The 15,060-nt window shown below is 61.3% G+C and carries 16 protein-coding genes; 11 read left to right on the top strand and 5 right to left on the bottom strand.

The features are described 5' to 3' along the window. The first annotated feature begins 66 nt into the window (after positions 1 to 66). The 11 genes from NKI61_RS03640 (at position 67) to NKI61_RS03590 (ending at position 9,039) form a co-directional block, all read left to right on the top strand. Positions 67 to 1,170 (top strand): inositol-3-phosphate synthase, encoded by a 1,104-nt coding sequence (locus NKI61_RS03640; protein WP_023681094.1) that lies wholly within the window; start codon positions 67 to 69, stop codon positions 1,168 to 1,170. Then, positions 1,167 to 1,763 carry a histidine phosphatase family protein gene (locus NKI61_RS03635; protein ID WP_023667978.1) on the top strand — a complete coding sequence of 199 codons (597 nt, stop codon included), beginning with the start codon at positions 1,167 to 1,169 and terminating at the stop codon, positions 1,761 to 1,763. Before NKI61_RS03640 ends, NKI61_RS03635 begins: the two co-directional genes overlap by 4 nt. Before the next feature lie 14 nt (positions 1,764 to 1,777). After that, the gene (locus NKI61_RS03630) at positions 1,778 to 2,878 is read left to right on the top strand and encodes a CgeB family protein (RefSeq protein ID WP_023714676.1); all 1,101 of its coding nucleotides are present in this window, start codon (positions 1,778 to 1,780) and stop codon (positions 2,876 to 2,878) included. Further along, entirely contained in the window at positions 2,878 to 3,681 is an 804-nt protein-coding gene (locus NKI61_RS03625; RefSeq protein WP_023712232.1) for a sugar phosphate nucleotidyltransferase, read from the top strand. The genes NKI61_RS03630 and NKI61_RS03625 overlap by 1 nt, the downstream gene beginning before the upstream one ends. Before the next feature lie 3 nt (positions 3,682 to 3,684). Next, positions 3,685 to 4,446: a TIGR04290 family methyltransferase gene (locus NKI61_RS03620; RefSeq protein WP_023687791.1), complete on the top strand. Its 762-nt coding sequence runs from the start codon at positions 3,685 to 3,687 to the stop codon at positions 4,444 to 4,446. Continuing rightward, a complete protein-coding gene (locus tag NKI61_RS03615) occupies positions 4,439 to 5,371 on the top strand; it encodes a glycoside hydrolase 5 family protein (RefSeq protein ID WP_023681092.1) in 933 nt (310 codons plus the stop codon). The genes NKI61_RS03620 and NKI61_RS03615 overlap by 8 nt, the downstream gene beginning before the upstream one ends. A 36-nt stretch (positions 5,372 to 5,407) precedes the next feature. After that, positions 5,408 to 6,535, top strand: a complete 1,128-nt coding sequence (locus NKI61_RS03610) for a glycosyltransferase (protein WP_373420135.1) — start codon at positions 5,408 to 5,410, stop codon at positions 6,533 to 6,535. Positions 6,536 to 6,543: 8 nt separating this feature from the next. Then, positions 6,544 to 7,521: a GNAT family N-acetyltransferase gene (locus NKI61_RS03605; RefSeq protein WP_023714679.1), complete on the top strand. Its 978-nt coding sequence runs from the start codon at positions 6,544 to 6,546 to the stop codon at positions 7,519 to 7,521. 4 nt (positions 7,522 to 7,525) lie between these two features. Continuing rightward, a complete protein-coding gene (locus tag NKI61_RS03600; RefSeq protein WP_023681090.1) occupies positions 7,526 to 8,428 on the top strand; it encodes a class I SAM-dependent methyltransferase in 903 nt (300 codons plus the stop codon). A 73-nt stretch (positions 8,429 to 8,501) separates the two neighbouring features. Further along, positions 8,502 to 8,720 carry a hypothetical protein gene (locus tag NKI61_RS03595; RefSeq protein WP_023681089.1) on the top strand — a complete coding sequence of 73 codons (219 nt, stop codon included), beginning with the start codon at positions 8,502 to 8,504 and terminating at the stop codon, positions 8,718 to 8,720. A 142-nt stretch (positions 8,721 to 8,862) separates the two neighbouring features. Further along, positions 8,863 to 9,039 (top strand): hypothetical protein, encoded by a 177-nt coding sequence (locus NKI61_RS03590; RefSeq protein WP_023681088.1) that lies wholly within the window; start codon positions 8,863 to 8,865, stop codon positions 9,037 to 9,039. On the opposite strand, the gene NKI61_RS03585 is transcribed toward NKI61_RS03590, so the two are convergent. The 5 genes from NKI61_RS03585 to NKI61_RS03565 form a co-directional block, all read right to left on the bottom strand. Further along, positions 9,040 to 9,603 (bottom strand): sigma-70 family RNA polymerase sigma factor, encoded by a 564-nt coding sequence (locus tag NKI61_RS03585; protein ID WP_023681087.1) that lies wholly within the window; start codon positions 9,601 to 9,603, stop codon positions 9,040 to 9,042. A 623-nt stretch (positions 9,604 to 10,226) separates the two neighbouring features. Then, on the bottom strand, positions 10,227 to 11,198 hold the full coding sequence (locus NKI61_RS03580) for an amino acid ABC transporter permease (protein WP_023687785.1): 972 nt from the start codon (positions 11,196 to 11,198) through the stop codon (positions 10,227 to 10,229). 19 nt (positions 11,199 to 11,217) lie between these two features. Beyond that, the gene (locus NKI61_RS03575; RefSeq protein WP_023687784.1) at positions 11,218 to 12,498 is read right to left on the bottom strand and encodes an NAD(P)/FAD-dependent oxidoreductase; all 1,281 of its coding nucleotides are present in this window, start codon (positions 12,496 to 12,498) and stop codon (positions 11,218 to 11,220) included. Between the two features lie 144 nt (positions 12,499 to 12,642). Further along, a complete protein-coding gene (locus tag NKI61_RS03570) occupies positions 12,643 to 13,470 on the bottom strand; it encodes a transporter substrate-binding domain-containing protein (RefSeq protein ID WP_023691453.1) in 828 nt (275 codons plus the stop codon). Positions 13,471 to 13,769: 299 nt separating this feature from the next. Continuing rightward, entirely contained in the window at positions 13,770 to 14,972 is a 1,203-nt protein-coding gene (locus tag NKI61_RS03565) for an MFS transporter (RefSeq protein ID WP_023714681.1), read from the bottom strand. Between the last annotated feature and the right edge of the window lie 88 nt (positions 14,973 to 15,060).

The raw sequence follows: 15,060 nt of genomic DNA, 5'->3' as shown, positions 1-15,060 counted from the left end.
ACATTCCGGCACGCTGGTGGTTCGGCGGCAGGAACTTACCTTTGAACAGCATAGGGCGGCAGTTTCGTGGGATCGAAAAAGGTTCGTGTCGGTATCGTCGGGGTCGGCAATTGCGCATCCTCCCTGGTGCAGGGCCTCTCCTATTATCGTCACGCAAAAAGCAACGAACCAATCCCAGGGCTGATGCATGCCGACCTCGGCGGTTACCATGTCGACGACATCGAGATTGTCTGCGCATTCGACGTCGCCAGGAGCAAGGTTGGCCTCGACGTCGCTGAAGCAATCTACGCCGCCCCAAACAACACGTTCCGCTTTGCCGATGCGGCGGCAAACGGCGTTCGCGTCGAGCGCGGACCGACACTTGACGGCATCGGAAAATACTTGCGCGACGAAATCGAGGAGGCGCCGGAGCCGGTTGCCGACGTCAGCGAAATCCTGCGCAACAGCGGCGCCGACGTGCTGGTCTCTTACCTGCCGGTGGGCTCCGAGGAGGCGACGCGCTTCTACGCCGAATGCGCGCTTGAGGCCGGCTGCGCCTTCGTCAACTGCATACCCGTTTTCATCGCCTCACGTCCGGAATGGCGCCGGCGCTTCGAGCAGCGAGGGCTGCCGCTGGTCGGCGATGATATCAAGAGCCAGGTCGGGGCGACCATCGTTCACCGCCTGCTGGCCAATCTCTTCCGCGAGCGCGGCGTGCGCATCGATCGCACTTATCAGCTGAATTTCGGCGGCAACACCGACTTCCTCAACATGCTGGAACGCGAGCGGCTGGAATCAAAGAAAATTTCCAAGACCCAGTCCGTGGCCAGCCAGTTCGATGTTCCCCTGGAGCCGGGCAATATTCATGTCGGACCCAGCGACCACGTACCGTGGCTGACCGATCGCAAATGGGCCTATATCCGGGTGGAAGGGACGACCTTCGGCGGCGTGCCGCTCAACGCCGAGCTCAAGCTGGAAGTCTGGGATTCTCCAAATTCAGCCGGCGTGGTGATCGATGCGATACGCTGCGCCAAGCTTGCGCTCGATCGCGGCATAGCGGGAGCACTGACCGGTCCCTGCAGCTATTTCATGAAGTCGCCTCCCGAACAGTTCACCGACGCCGAAGCGCGGCAGCGCACGCTCGCTTTCATCGCCGGCAAGGACGAGCCTTTGCTGGATGCCGCGGAATGACGACAACGTTCTTTTTGATCCGTCATGCAGCGCACGACAATGTCGGCTCCTATCTTGCAGGACGGATGGATGGCGTTTGCCTTGGCGAGGCTGGGAAGGCGCAGGCCGCGCATCTTGGTGGCCGCATGGCCCGGGAGCCAATTGAAGCCATCTTGTGCAGCCCGCGTGAGCGTACGCAAGAGACGGCCGTGCCGATCGCGCTTGCCTGCGGCGTCGGTGAAATCGCGATCTGCGCCGAACTCGACGAGATCGATTTCGGCGATTGGTCGGGAAAGACTTTCGACGAGTTGAATGGCGATGCCGGTTGGCGGGCGTGGAACGACCAGCGGCAGGAGGCCAGGACACCGAGCGGCGAGACCATGCTGGATGTCCAGGAGCGGATCGTCGCACTGATGAACGCAGTGCGCGAGCGGCATCCGAATCAGTGTGTCGCCCTGGTCAGCCACGCCGACGTGATCAAAGCCGCCGTCTGCAAGGTGCTTGGCTTGCCGGTCGGCGACTGCTTCCGCTTCGACATCGATCCAGCCTCGATCACGACGATCGTGTCGGGTGACTGGGGCTCCAAGCTCCTGCGAATGAACGAAGCTGCCTGACGAGGACTTTCCGGATGCAGATGGTCATTTTCGGTCTCACCGTTACATCATCATGGGGCAACGGCCATGCCACGCTCTGGCGGGGACTGATCCGCGCCCTGGGTCGGCTGGGATGGTCCATCACCTTCTTCGAACGCGATACCCCCTACTATGCCGGGACGCGTGATCTCGATCGGCTCGATGGCGGCAACGTCGTCATTTATCCGGACTGGGAGGACATCCGTCGCGTTGCGGAGCGGGCAATGAAGCAAGCGGATGTCGTCGTCGTCACCTCCTACTGTGCCGACGCCGTGGAGGCCTCGCGGCTGGCGCAGCAGACAGGTCGCGGATTGCGTGTCTTCTACGATCTCGACACTCCGGTCACGCTTGCCCGCATCGAGCAAGGCGAGCGTCCGCCCTATTTCGGACCTGAGGGTCTCGCCGATTTCGACCTCGTTTTGAGTTACACCGGCGGCTCTGCGATCGAGGCGCTTAAGTCGGTTTTGGGCGCGCGTCACGTGGTGCCGCTCTATGGGCATGTCGATCCCGACCAACACCGGCCGGCAGAGAAGCGGGCGGAATTCGCCGGTGATCTGTCCTATCTCGGAACCTACGCGGCGGATCGCCAGGCCGGCGTCGAAAAGCTGCTGGTCCGCCCGGCCGCGCGCCTGCCTGACCACCGCTTCATCATTGGCGGCGCGCAATATCCGCAGGAATTCCCATGGAGCGACAATATCTTCTTTGTCAGGCATCTTCCGCCCGCCGATCATCCGGCTTTCTTCTCATCATCTCGCCTTACATTGAACGTCACCCGGGAGGCGATGGCGCAAAAGGGCTGGTGCCCGTCGGGACGGCTCTTCGAAGCGGCCGCGTGTGGGGCTGCCATCGTCACCGATGCATGGCCGGGCCTGGCCGAATTTTTCGAACCCGGCCGCGAAATCTTGTTGGCGCATGACACCGATGATGTGGTCGCCGCATTGCGATTGCCGGAGCGCGAGCTCGACGGCATTCGAAGGCGTGCCCGCGACCGGGTCTTGGGCGAACACACTTCCGCACGGCGCGCGGCGGAACTGGATCGCATCCTGAACGATGCCTTTCAAAGATCTCCCGGCGAACCGATGAGGGAAGCGGTCTGATGTTGGGCATCGTACCCGCTGCCGGGCGCGGCAGCCGCATTCAGCCGCTCGGCTTCTCGAAAGAGCTGCTGCCGGTCGGTAGCCGGATCGATGGACAGACCGAGCGTCCCTGCGCCGTGAGCGAGTATCTGGTACGGCGCATGGTGCAGGCCGGCGTCGACAAGATTTGCTTCATCATCGGATCGGGCAAATCCGACATCCTTGAATACTACGCCGCCGGCTACGGTGACGCGGCGGCTCTCTTCGTGGTGCAGCCGAACCCCGTCGGTCTGTGCGATGCGATCTTCCGGGCGGCGCCCCTCGTCGCGCCCGACGAGGTCGTCCTGGTCGGCCTTCCCGATACGATCTGGTTTCCCGAGGACGGTTTCCGCCATTTGCCCGACGATCAGCTCTCATTTCTGCTTTTCCCGGTGGATCAGCCGGAATTCTTCGACGCCGTCGTCACCGACGTCCACGAGCGCGTGATCGAAATCCAGGTCAAACGACAGGATGCCGCCACGAACTGGGTTTGGGGTGCGTTCAAGATGCCGGGCCATATCCTGCATCAGCTTGCGGGACTCTGGCGTGAGCGGGAGCGCAGTGACGAATATATCGGCACTTTGGTCAACGCCTATATTGCGGCCGGCGGTACAGCTTTTGGTGTCAGGGCTGGGTCGGACTATGTCGATGTCGGCACTTTCAACGGCTATCGCACAGCGCTGCGGTTGCTTGAAAACGACGCCCCATCCGCGCACCGCCGGCCCACCATGATCATGCCCGGCGCGCAGTCGCATGTACCCGTCGTTCCTGGCGAAGGAGCCTGAGCCATGCTGCATTCCCATGCCGAAATCCGCCGCCGCATCGATGCGCTCGGCCCGTGGTTCCACAACATGGAACTTGCCGGCGTCGAAACCGCTCCCAACCATTTTCTGGGCAACTACCCGCTGATCAAATGGCGCAAATTTGCCAATGCCATTCCCGCTGATCTGACGGGCAAGGCGGTACTCGATATCGGCTGCAATGCAGGATTCTACTCCATCGAGATGAAACGGCGAGGTGCTGACCGTGTCCTCGGCATCGATTTCGATGACGCCTACCTGGCGCAAGCTCGCTTTGCCGCCGAGGTTGCCGATTGCGAGATCGAATTCCAGAAGCTTTCGGTCTACGACGTCGGCTCTCTGCGCGAGACGTTCGATGTCGTGCTGTTCATGGGGGTGCTTTACCATTTGCGCCACCCCTTGCTCGCGCTCGACCTGATCCGCGAACATGTCGCCCGTGACCTGATGATCTTCCAGTCCATGCAGCGCGGCAGCGCGGATCTGCCCGAGTTGGAAGAAAACTATCATTTCTGGACGCATGACCTGTTCGACCAGCCGCAGTTTCCCAAGCTGCATTTTATCGAGCACCGCTATGCCGACGATCCCACCAACTGGTGGATTCCAAACCGCGCCTGCACCGAAGCGATGCTGCGCAGCGCCGGTTTCGAGATCGTTCTGCACCCCGAGCAGGAGGTCTATTTCTGCCGCGCAGCCGGGGACCCGGCCGGCGGCGGCGCCATCTACCCCTCGAAAGGACAGCTCCATGATTGAAGCCGCCATGATCTGGAACGAGCCCAACAACAAATCGCATTGGGACCCAGAGCTCGATCCCGATTGGAGCCGCTTTGCCAGGATGGCGATCTTGTCGGCTGACGCAATCGCGTCGGAGAACCCGTCTTTGACGAAAGTACTCGGTGGCATCTCGCCGATAGATCCGGGCTTTATCACCCGCATGAAGGAATTCGGCGTGCTGGACCATGTCGATGCCGTCGCCGTGCACGGCTTTCCGCTCGACTGGAACCTGTGGCAGATCCACGAATGGCCACAGAAGATCGGCGAGATCGCGACCGTCACCAACCTTCCCATCTGGGTCAGCGAAGTCGGCGTATCAACCTTCGGCGCGGAAGAAATCCAGGTTTGGGGGCTCAAGCGCACCGCTGAGTTGCTGATTGGCAACGCACCACGCATCCAGTGGTACAGCCTCTACGATCTTCCGCGCGAATGGGAAGCAACGACGCGGCATCGCGAGGCGGAGGGCTCTTCTTACTATCGACATTTCCACATGGGGCTGCTGCGCCAGGACGGCACGCCAAAACCAGCGCTGGAGGAGTTCCTGCGCTACTCGCCCGCAATGGGGCTGGTGCAGTGGTTTCATTTCGAGGACCCCCGGCTGGACGATGCCGTCGCCTGGATGAAGCGGCTGGGCGTCACCAATATGCGCACGGGGCTTTCCTGGGCAGACAGCTTCCGGCCGAACGCGCTGGACTGGTTCGACCGGCAGATGGAGGCACTCGCCGATTTCGACGTGACGGTCACCTTTTGCTTTACACCGCAGCATCGGGGAATGATGCCCCACCACACCAGCCCGCCACTGGTGCCGGAGGAGTTCGCGGAATTCTGCGCAACCATGATCCGCCGCTATGCGCCCGGCATGACGTCCGCTTCGCTCCCGACGCGGCGGGCCTCGGCAGCGTGAAAGTGTCATGCTGCCATGCATCAGACGCCTGACACATTGGACGAATTAGCGGCATCATCGACAGGTGGTGCGGCATACGGGACCGAGGCGCAACCAGCCGCGGCGCTCACTATCCTCAATGTCGCCTACCCTCTCGCACCCGTCGGACCCGATGCTGTCGGCGGTGCCGAACAGGTTCTGTCGATTCTCGATCGGGGGCTGGTTCGCGCCGGCCACCGCTCTATCGTCATTGGCTGCCGCGGCTCCAGCGCGAGCGGTACCCTTGTGGAAATACCGGCTGAAAACGGCGTGCTCGACGAGGCGGCGAAGAGCCGCGCGCAGCAGGCTCATCGCAAAGCGATCGCCGCTGCCCGCGCCCGATGGCCGATCGATGTGGTTCATCTGCACGGCATCGATTTTCATGCCTATCTGCCCGACGATGGTCCGACCCTGGTGAGCCTCCACCTGCCCTTGGACTGGTATCCGGCCGAGGCTCTGCGACCGACGCGCGACGACCTGTGGCTCCATGCGGTCTCGCCCACCCAGCAGCAAACGGCGCCACCAGGGGCCAGACTGGTGGCGCCGATTCCCAACGGCGTTGACATCGAAGCACTGAGCCTGGTGCAGCCGAAGCGAGACTTTGCCCTGGTTCTCAGCCGAGTCTGCCCGGAAAAGGGCATTCACCTGGCCCTGGACGCGGCCAAACAGGCGGGCGTGCCCCTGATCATCGGCGGCAAGGTCTACCCCTACGAAACACATACGCGCTACTTTCGCGACGAGGTCCAATCCCGTCTTGATGCTCGCCGCCGCTTCCTGGGCCCGCTCGGTTTTAACGCCAAGAGGCGCTTTCTCAACGCAGCCCGCTGTCTGGTCATTCCGAGCCTCGCCGCCGAGACAAGCTCGCTTGTCGCCATGGAGGCCCTCGCCTGCGGTACCCCGGTGGTCGCATTCCCGAATGGCGCGCTTGCGGATGTCATCGAGCACGGCAGGACGGGCTTTCTCGTCAACACAGTCGACGAAATGGCCCAAGCCATTCTTGCGGCGCCCAGCCTGGACGCCGAGGCGTGCCGGGTGGAGGCGCGACGGCGGTTTTCGCTGGAACGGATGATCTCGTCGTATATGGCTGCCTATCAGGCGCTGGCACAACTTGGCACAGATTGCCGGCGCTTCGCTGCGGCACCGTGAGAAAAGCAGTGTTGCGCAGCGAAATCATCGATGACCCCGTAAAATTCGATGCCTTGACGCCGCACTGGTGGAAACTATGGGAGCAGAGCTCCTCTGCGACGCCGTTCCAATCCCCCGCCTGGCTGGTGCCATGGTGGCGCGCATTCGCACCCGGTGAACTGGCGACAGTCGCGGTCTGGCGTGGCGGCGATCTGGTCGGGCTGGCGCCACTCTATCTCGAGCATGGAACGGCCGGTTCGAAGCTGCTTCCGGTCGGTATTTCGCTCAGCGATTATCTGGACATCCTGGCTGTCCGGGATATCGAGGCGGCGGTCGTGTCCACAATTGCCGAAACGATCTGCTCGGTCGGGTGGTCACAATGGATCTTGTCTGATCTGCCGCAAAACAGTGCCGGTCTTACGATCGCGCATCCCGGTTTAACGGTCGAGAGGCCGGCAATTCATGCAGCCTGCCCCGTGCTTGCTGTTGCCGGCGACGAAACATTGGCCGGCTGCGTTCCCGCTCGGCGCAGGCGCCAGTTGCGCCGGGCGCGCCAAGCGGCGTGCAGACGCGGCCGGCTCGCGTTGGCGTCAGCCCGGGGCGACCAGAACTTCCTGAACCAATTGATCCGCCTGCACCATGCACGCTGGGTTGGACATGGAGGTGGTGTATTGGCCGACCCCGCCGTGCAGCACTTCCATGGGCTTTCACTTCCCTTGCTCGATGCTCACGGTCTGGTCCGATGCTGGTTGCTCGCGATCGATGGCACGACTGTCGCCGCCTATTACGGATTTCACCACCGCGGCCGCGCCTATGCCTATCTCGGCGGCCTCGATCCTGCTTATGCCGAGGAGAGCCCAGGTGCGATCCTGATCGGCCACGCGATCGCGGAGTCGATCCGCGAGGATGCGCGCGAGTTCGACTTCCTGCGCGGCCAGGAAGCCTACAAATATGGCTGGGGCGCCGTCGACAGGTGGACGATGCGGAGGATCTGGACGCGGAGTTGATGTCATGAGTGTGCTCGCGCAGCGCCGGACATCGGTCAGACGGGCGGTCGAAGGTTGTGTGGCCGGTGGTGCCTGCGCCGAAGCTGTTCTCGTCAGGCTGGCGCTTCACCTGCCGCCCACAATTGAAGCGGCGGAATTGGCGGAGGTCGTGCTGAAAGTCCGTCCGGCGGATACCGGCGATGCTGAAAGACTGCGAAAGGTCGCTGGACTGCTGCGCCACAAACCGGGCGTCCTTGCCACTTTGCGAGCGACAGGCGGCGCCGTTCGGCATGAACGCGGTAACGGCGAGACGGATGTCGCCGTGGTCAGGAGGCTGGCCTCGAGTTTTGATGCCGCGGCAGCAATTTCGACAGCCGCAAGTGTCCAGTTAGGATCCCTTGGCGATGACGAGCGGCTGACAGCCATGACCGACGAAATCGTTGAATGGCTCGAGGCGCGAGAATTCACCGGAATTGAACGAGACATTCTCGACATCGGTTGCGGCATCGGACGTTTCGAGCGCGCGCTGTCCAATTCCTTCAAGCGGATGGTCGGCATCGACATATCATCGCGGATGATCTCTATCGCCTCCGAGCAATGCGAAGCGCTCGGCAATGTCGAACTGCGCCAAACCTCCGGTCTCGATCTGGCCGACTTCGACGACGACAGTTTCGATTGCGTGTTGGCGGTCGACAGCTTTCCCTACCTGGTCCTGGCCGGCATGGCTGAGCGGCTTTTCGATGAAATTGCGCGCGTTCTCAAACGGCCGGGCCGGCTCGCATTGCTGAACTATTCTTATCGCGGATCGCTTTCTTTGGACCGGGCCGACATCGGCCGTCTTGCGCAAGCTCACCAATTGCGGGTCGTCATCGACGGCGAGAAGCCGTTTCGGTCATGGGATGGCGACGCCTTCCTGCTTGCTGGGTGAGACGGAACATTACAGCGCGATGCCGGTTCGGGCGTCGGCACCGATCGGTGTCCTGGATTCGAAGGAGGAGATCATGGCATCCGGCGGCAAAAAGCATTTCGGCCAAGGCAGCCAAGGCAAAGGTGCCGGCGCCGGCGCAATGACCACCTTGGACAAGGACAAGATCGAGGAAAACGCGGTTTTGTCCAACCGCGACAGGAAGCAACATGGCCGAGAGCGCGGGCTGGACGGCAATCGAATCAAGTCCGATCAATTTCAGGATCACGCCGCAAACCGGTTGCTGAAGGACTGACGCCACCGCGCCGCGTCTTGCCGCGGCACGGAGGAAAAACTGTGCAAGGGCCGCCGGTGAGCCTCTCGGCGGTCGACAACGCCTTGTAGTGCCGAGCGCTCATCATCAGACTTGGATCTAGGGATGCTATCAAGAGAACGTGATGTCTCATTCGAGCGACGATACCACGGATCTGCGTGTCGAGATGGCAGTGGATCAGGAGATTGCTTCCCTCCTGGCCGCCATAGAGCAGGAAAAGATACCGGACCGCCTCTCCAAGCTGGCGATCGAATTGCAAAACGCTCTCGTCGAGAAGCGTCGGCGAGACGTGAAGAGCTGACTATCTGCGGTTGTCGACCTCTATATCGAGCTGACCATCCGACAGCTGATTTCGCCTTTCTATCAATGTCTGCAACGAGCTCTCCCCGAGTAGCTCAAGGATGTTGGCGCGGGCACGGTTCAGCCGGCTCTTGACCGTCCCTACCGCGCAGCCGCAGATTTCGGCGGTTTCCTCGTAGCCCACTCCTAAAACGCCGATCAGCATCAGCACCTCGCGCTGATGTTCGGGCAGCTTTTGGATGGCGCCGTGAACTTCCTTGCTCTGAACGGTCCATTCCTGGGTAGCTTCCGAAATCGGTCTCGAAGACGCGCAGTCGAGAAGGCCTGGCGCTTCCCGTGCAGCGATCTTGATCCGGGTGTAGTAGGTGTTGCGCATGATGGTGAAGAGCCACGACTTCATGCGTGTACCAGGTTCGAACTTGTCGATGTTGGCGAGCCCTTTGGTCAACGTTTCCTGCACCAGATCGTCGGCATCGTCTGGAACGCGGCAGAAGGTGCGCGCGAAAGCCCGCAGGGCAGGTATCAGATCAACGATGGAAACGTCATTGGTTTGTTGGTCGGCCAAGAGATAGCCTCCGGATGACAATGGTCCAGCTCCCAGAAGAAAGAGTGAATGAACGAAGCCAGAGCTAAATGCATGGAAGTTTGGTTCGTTCCCGCCGTTGGAAACAACTCTTCGAAAATTCCACCGGGCGCGAACACGCCGACTACGGTCTTCCCCCAACCACGCCCACTTCAAAGGAACGAAACACCATGCCGAGCTTCATTCCCGGGAAGTCTCGCCGGTGCGTTTGGCTGTGCAGGGCATGGACCGAGTCGTGCGGCTGGTAACGCGCAAACCACTGCTGACAAACCTATTGGCGAACCACGTGGCGAACTCGGCTACCATCGATACATAGCGATAATGGTTGGCCGGAGACATGTTAGAGTCATTAATTTTGTTAACTTATTGGCGCGGGTGAAATCCAGCAATCGGTCGTAGTTGCCGGGCGGTCGGCCAACGAACATGCTCGTCCAGCACTTGCTCTATTCTGCCCTCCGATCGGGCTAAGCCGATGAAATACCGGGTTGATTCACCCCTCACGACGTCGCCGAACGGCATGCTGTCGCGTACAATCTGCAGCTGCTCTCCGAAGCTGGCTGTTGCGGTGCTGTGCAACTCGCTTTGGCGAAGATCACGGATGACGATCAGCGCTTGAGTGAGCGCCCGAACCGGTCCTCGATCCGCGACTGAAGGAACTCGAGCCCCATCGAGAGCAGCCAATAGATCATCGAGGCGGTGATGAGCATCTCGATGTGGCGGAACTCGGTCTGGCCCTGCGTGCGTGCGAGATACATGATCTCCCAGACCCCGACCACCGAGACCAGCGAAGAATCCTTCAGCATCGCAATGAACTGGTTGCCGGTCGGCGGCACGATGACGCGCATCGCCTGCGGCAGGATGACCAGGAACATCGTCTGGTTAGCGCTAAGGCCGAGTGCCGTAGCACCCTCGGTCTGGCCGCGCGAGATGCTTTCGATGCCGGCCCGGAAGATCTCGGTCATGTACGCGCCGTAGCAGAGCGACAGCGCCATGATGCCAGCCGGCACGGCGCCGATCACATAGCCAATCTGCGGCAGGCCGAGATAGATGATGTAGATCTGCATCAGCAACGGCAAGCCACGAAACAGAGAGGTATAGAAGGTCGCCAAGCCATAGACCACGCCGTTGCGGGAAAGTTTGGCGATGGCGCCAACGAAGGCGATGAGGGTGGCGATGGCGATCGAAATGGCCGAAATGTAGAGGGTCGTCACCACACCCTTCGAGACGAGGAAGCCGATCTTCTTGGCGATGAACGCGAAGGACAGGTCGAAGGAATAGAAAAACAACATTAGCAACACGAACAGCTCTATCCAAACTGCCACAATCTGCTGTTTGCGGCTGAGATACCGCAGCGCGTTCCAGTTCGCCACCAAGATCAATGCGATCAGCACCGCCGAGACCGCCCGCCCGACGTCCGGGTTGGCGGCGAGCCACTCGACCGACCCCGGAACGAGCTTGCCGAGCCAACTGGCTTTGATGCCGAGCCCATACAGGCCGGCGGCGATGGCGGCGAGCACGAAGAACACGCCAACGCGGCGCGCCGCGTCCGGGTGGTTGAGCAATAGTCGGCCGATCACGTCTTCGATCTCCCTGCGGTCAGCGGGCCCGCTCGCGCCACCAATCCTGCGCCTGCAGCTTCCAGTAGGTGAGTTGCGCAACCGCAAGTCCAGCCGGGCCGCCCGCCCAGGCAAGGCCGAATGGTGCAAACAGCCGGTAACGGTCCGATTGTCCCAGTATGGCTTCGGCGATCAACTTGCCGGCGATCGCCGTGGTGTTGATGCCATGGCCACCAAAAGCCGTGAGGTACCAGACGCCCGGCTGCAACGGGCCTATCTGGGGCATCATGTGCCGGGCATAAGACATGAGCCCGGACCAGGCGAGTTCGGTCTTGAGGTGTTCGAGCTGCGGATAAGTGGTGACCATCTCACGGCGCAATTGCCTCGCCAACACGCCCGATGAGGCTGCCCGGGTGGTGATGCGCCCTCCCCAGAGCAGCCGCCTGCCGCCTTCGACAACACGGTAATAATCGCCTGCGCGACGGTTATCGCCGACGGCGTCGGTCGTCGTAATCGCCTTGGCGATGAGGTCAGGCGCCTCCTCGCTCACCATAACGTAAGTGGCGATAGGCAGGAATGCCCGCTGCAGCCGGCCGACCAGTGGGCCCGTATATCCGCCGGTGGCAACTACGGCCTGGCGGGCGCGCACTTCGCCGCTGTCGGTACGCAAGATCTTTTCGGCGCCGTCAAGGTTGGCTTCAACGGCAGCCGTTCTCTCGTATATCCTGCCGCCCAGCCGCTCGATCTCGCCAGCAACGGCGCGCAGATAGTTAAGCGGATGCATGTGGAAGGCGCTGGGATCGCGCAGGCCTTGGTGGTAGCGATCCGAATGCAGCACCGCTCGCACCTGGTCGCGATCGAGATAGTCGAGCCGGTAGTCGAAATCCCGCGCCAGTTGCTCGGCATATGCCTTGAGCACGGCGCCGCCATCGTGGCGAAGCACGCTCAATATACCGGAGCGCGGCTCTGCCGCCTTGACGTCGAGATCGCGGATCGTCTGCCGCACGAAGTCGACGCCTTCGATGGACAGGCGGTGCAGTTTTTGTGCCGCGTCGACGCCGGCCATCGCGGCGATGTTGTCGGTGCCGGTGGCGAAACCGGGATTGACGAAGCCGCCATTGCGACCGGAAGCGCCGAATCCTATCCGCTGCGCCTCAAGCACGACGACCTGCTGGCCGGCGCGAGCCAGCTGCAACGCCGTCGTCAGGCCGGCCAGTCCGCCGCCGACAACGACTGTCTCGCACTCGGAAACGCCGCTCAGCGGCGGTCTGATGGTGTTGTCGGCAAGCGTGCGTCGGTAATATGTGTCAGGACATGTCATGATCAATATGATGAGGTGGCGGCACTAGAGCATTTTGCAGGCAGGCGGAGCCGCCCGGTGTCGTGGAAATGCGGCTGAAACAAAACAGATGGAGCGGGATGTTCAATTGAATGCACCCCGCTCAAGCTTTATCCACGATGCCTCTCAGTCAGAGCTGTAATCCTTGCCGTACCACTTGGTGGTCAGTTTCGCGAGGGTACCGTCCTTCTTCATCTCGTCGAGAATGCCGCCGATCTTGGCATTCCACTCGGCATCACCTTTTTCCGCGATCACCACCAGTGGCTCACGGAAGGCATAGCCGCCTTCCAGGACACGCAACGGGTAGCCGTTCTTTATCGCGTTCTGAGCCGTCTGTTCTGGTGCGATGACCGCGTTGAGGCGCACGCCGTCGCCGAGCCTCAAATCGTCGAACGGCAGCATTGAGTCAGCGAAAGTCCTGATCTCACCGGGCTCCAGCTTGTATTCGATGGGCGGCAGGCCGGGAGCATCGATCTCGAGTTGTCTACGGATGAAATCCTCCGACGTGGTGGCGGTCTCGACGCCGATGATCTTGCCGTTCAGGTCGGCGACCGATTTGGCCGGGCTGTCCTTGTGAACCACGTAAACGTAGGGGCTATAATAATAGATGCCTTCGAAATCGATCACCTTGGCGCGCGCTTTGGTCGGCGTCACCGAGCCGACACCCAGATCGTAACGTCCCTGCCAATGGCCGCCCGTCATCGTCGCCCAGTCCGGCGTATCGAAACTGACCTCGACACCGAGGCGCCTTGCGATCTCTTTCGAGACATCTATGTCGAAGCCGACCAACTGATTGCTGTCGTCGAGGAAACTCTGCGGCGGCCAACCGCTGTTTGTGGCGACCACCATTGCCTTCTTCGAGGTAACCCGGTTGATGGTTTCACCCGCCGAGGCCGCAGACGCGAACGCGAGCGTGGTAGTGGCCAAGGCCAGCCACGCGATCAATTTCCTCACTTGAACCTCCCTCTTCATCGTCATTCAGACATATGCTTCCCAGAGCGCGCTCCCGTAGAGAAACAGCAATTGAGAGCGCGGCATGAGATCGATCTCATATCAGCACACATATCGACGAGGGGATCAAGTCCTTTTTCAAGTAGCCAGTTGTCCTCCGGGGGCGCAAAGCATCGGCACCCGCACGGTGCGGCGGAACCCGCGTTTGATGTGATGCGCGTGACTTTCAAGACAGAGGAAACGAAGATCTACTTCAACCTATCACATCATTGCCAGATGGGCGGCACAGGATGGCTTGCTGTCTACGAGTTTCCGATGTTCCGGTTAAGCATGGGTGCGCGGCACACCGGCAGCAGCACCAGCAGGATGATGGCGGAGTCGACCCAGAGGACCCTGTTCACGCCCATCGTGTCGACGATCTGACTGGTCGCTAGGGTACCCACGGAGATGGCAAGATTGAAAGTGAAGCAGTAGATGGCCGTCGCGGTCTCCGCGCTTTCTGGTGCTGCACTCAGCACCCACGTCTGCAGCGTGATGGGCGCCGCGCCATACGCGAAGCCCCACACCAGCAGCAGGATGGTTCCTGTGAGCGGCGTGACCCCGAGCAACGGGAAGAGAGCCAGCGTGGCGCCGAGCCCAATGACGATGCAGGCCAATGTGCGACCGACGGATTTGGCGGCCCAGACGCCTGCGACGGCGTTGCCAATCATTCCGAGAATGCCATACCCCAACAGTAACCAACCTATGCTCCCTGCAGTGACGCCCGAGACCTCCAGCAACACCGGGCTCACGAAAGTGTAGGCACCGTAGTGGGCAGCCACCAGCAGTGCGGTCGCAACCACGCCCGACAGGAGGGCGGGATTGCGCAATTGCGCACGCAGGGCTTTCACCTCCACAGGCTGCGCCGCCTCCAGCTTCGGAAGCACAAGCAGGGCGGCGAGCAGTATGGCAAAGCTCAGGCCGGCGAGAGACCAGAACGCGCCGCGCCAGCCGACTAGATCACCGATGATCGTGCCGGCCGGCACGCCCAGCACCGCAGCGGCACTTACACCGCCGAAGACAATAGTCATGGCGCGCGGCACGGACGGTCCAGGAACAAGTCGTACTGCGATGCTCCCGGCTATCGCCCAAAAGCCACCGATGGTGATCCCGACGAGCAGCCTGGACGCGAGCAGCACGGGAAAGTTCGTTGCGAGCGCTGAAATCACGCTCGCCGCAGCCATTACAGCGAGCAGGCCCGCCATCAGAATACGCCGGTCGAGCCTCCCCACTGCCAACGGCAAACCGATAGAAGCGAACGCCGCAATTACGCCGGGTATCGTCACCGTGAGACCGCCACTCCCAATAGAGACATTCAACTCGGAAGAAATTGCCGGAATCAGCCCCACAGGGAGTTGCTCCGCAGTGATCATCGAAAAAATACCCAGCGATACAGTGAGCACGGAGAGCCACATGCGAAAAGTGGCTCCCTGTTTCTCCCGAAGGGCTGCTTTGGTCAGAGACATGATCACCTCCAGCCCGCGAGAAGGCACTCGACGCCAACGTTTCGGGCAAACGTTAGAGAGACGGATCGGGCAATTGATCCCGGCCTGG

Origin of the sequence: Mesorhizobium sp. M0514 (genome assembly GCF_040321145.1) — a bacterium.
GTDB lineage: Bacteria > Pseudomonadota > Alphaproteobacteria > Rhizobiales > Rhizobiaceae > Mesorhizobium.
This window is presented reverse-complemented; position numbering and strand designations above follow the sequence as displayed.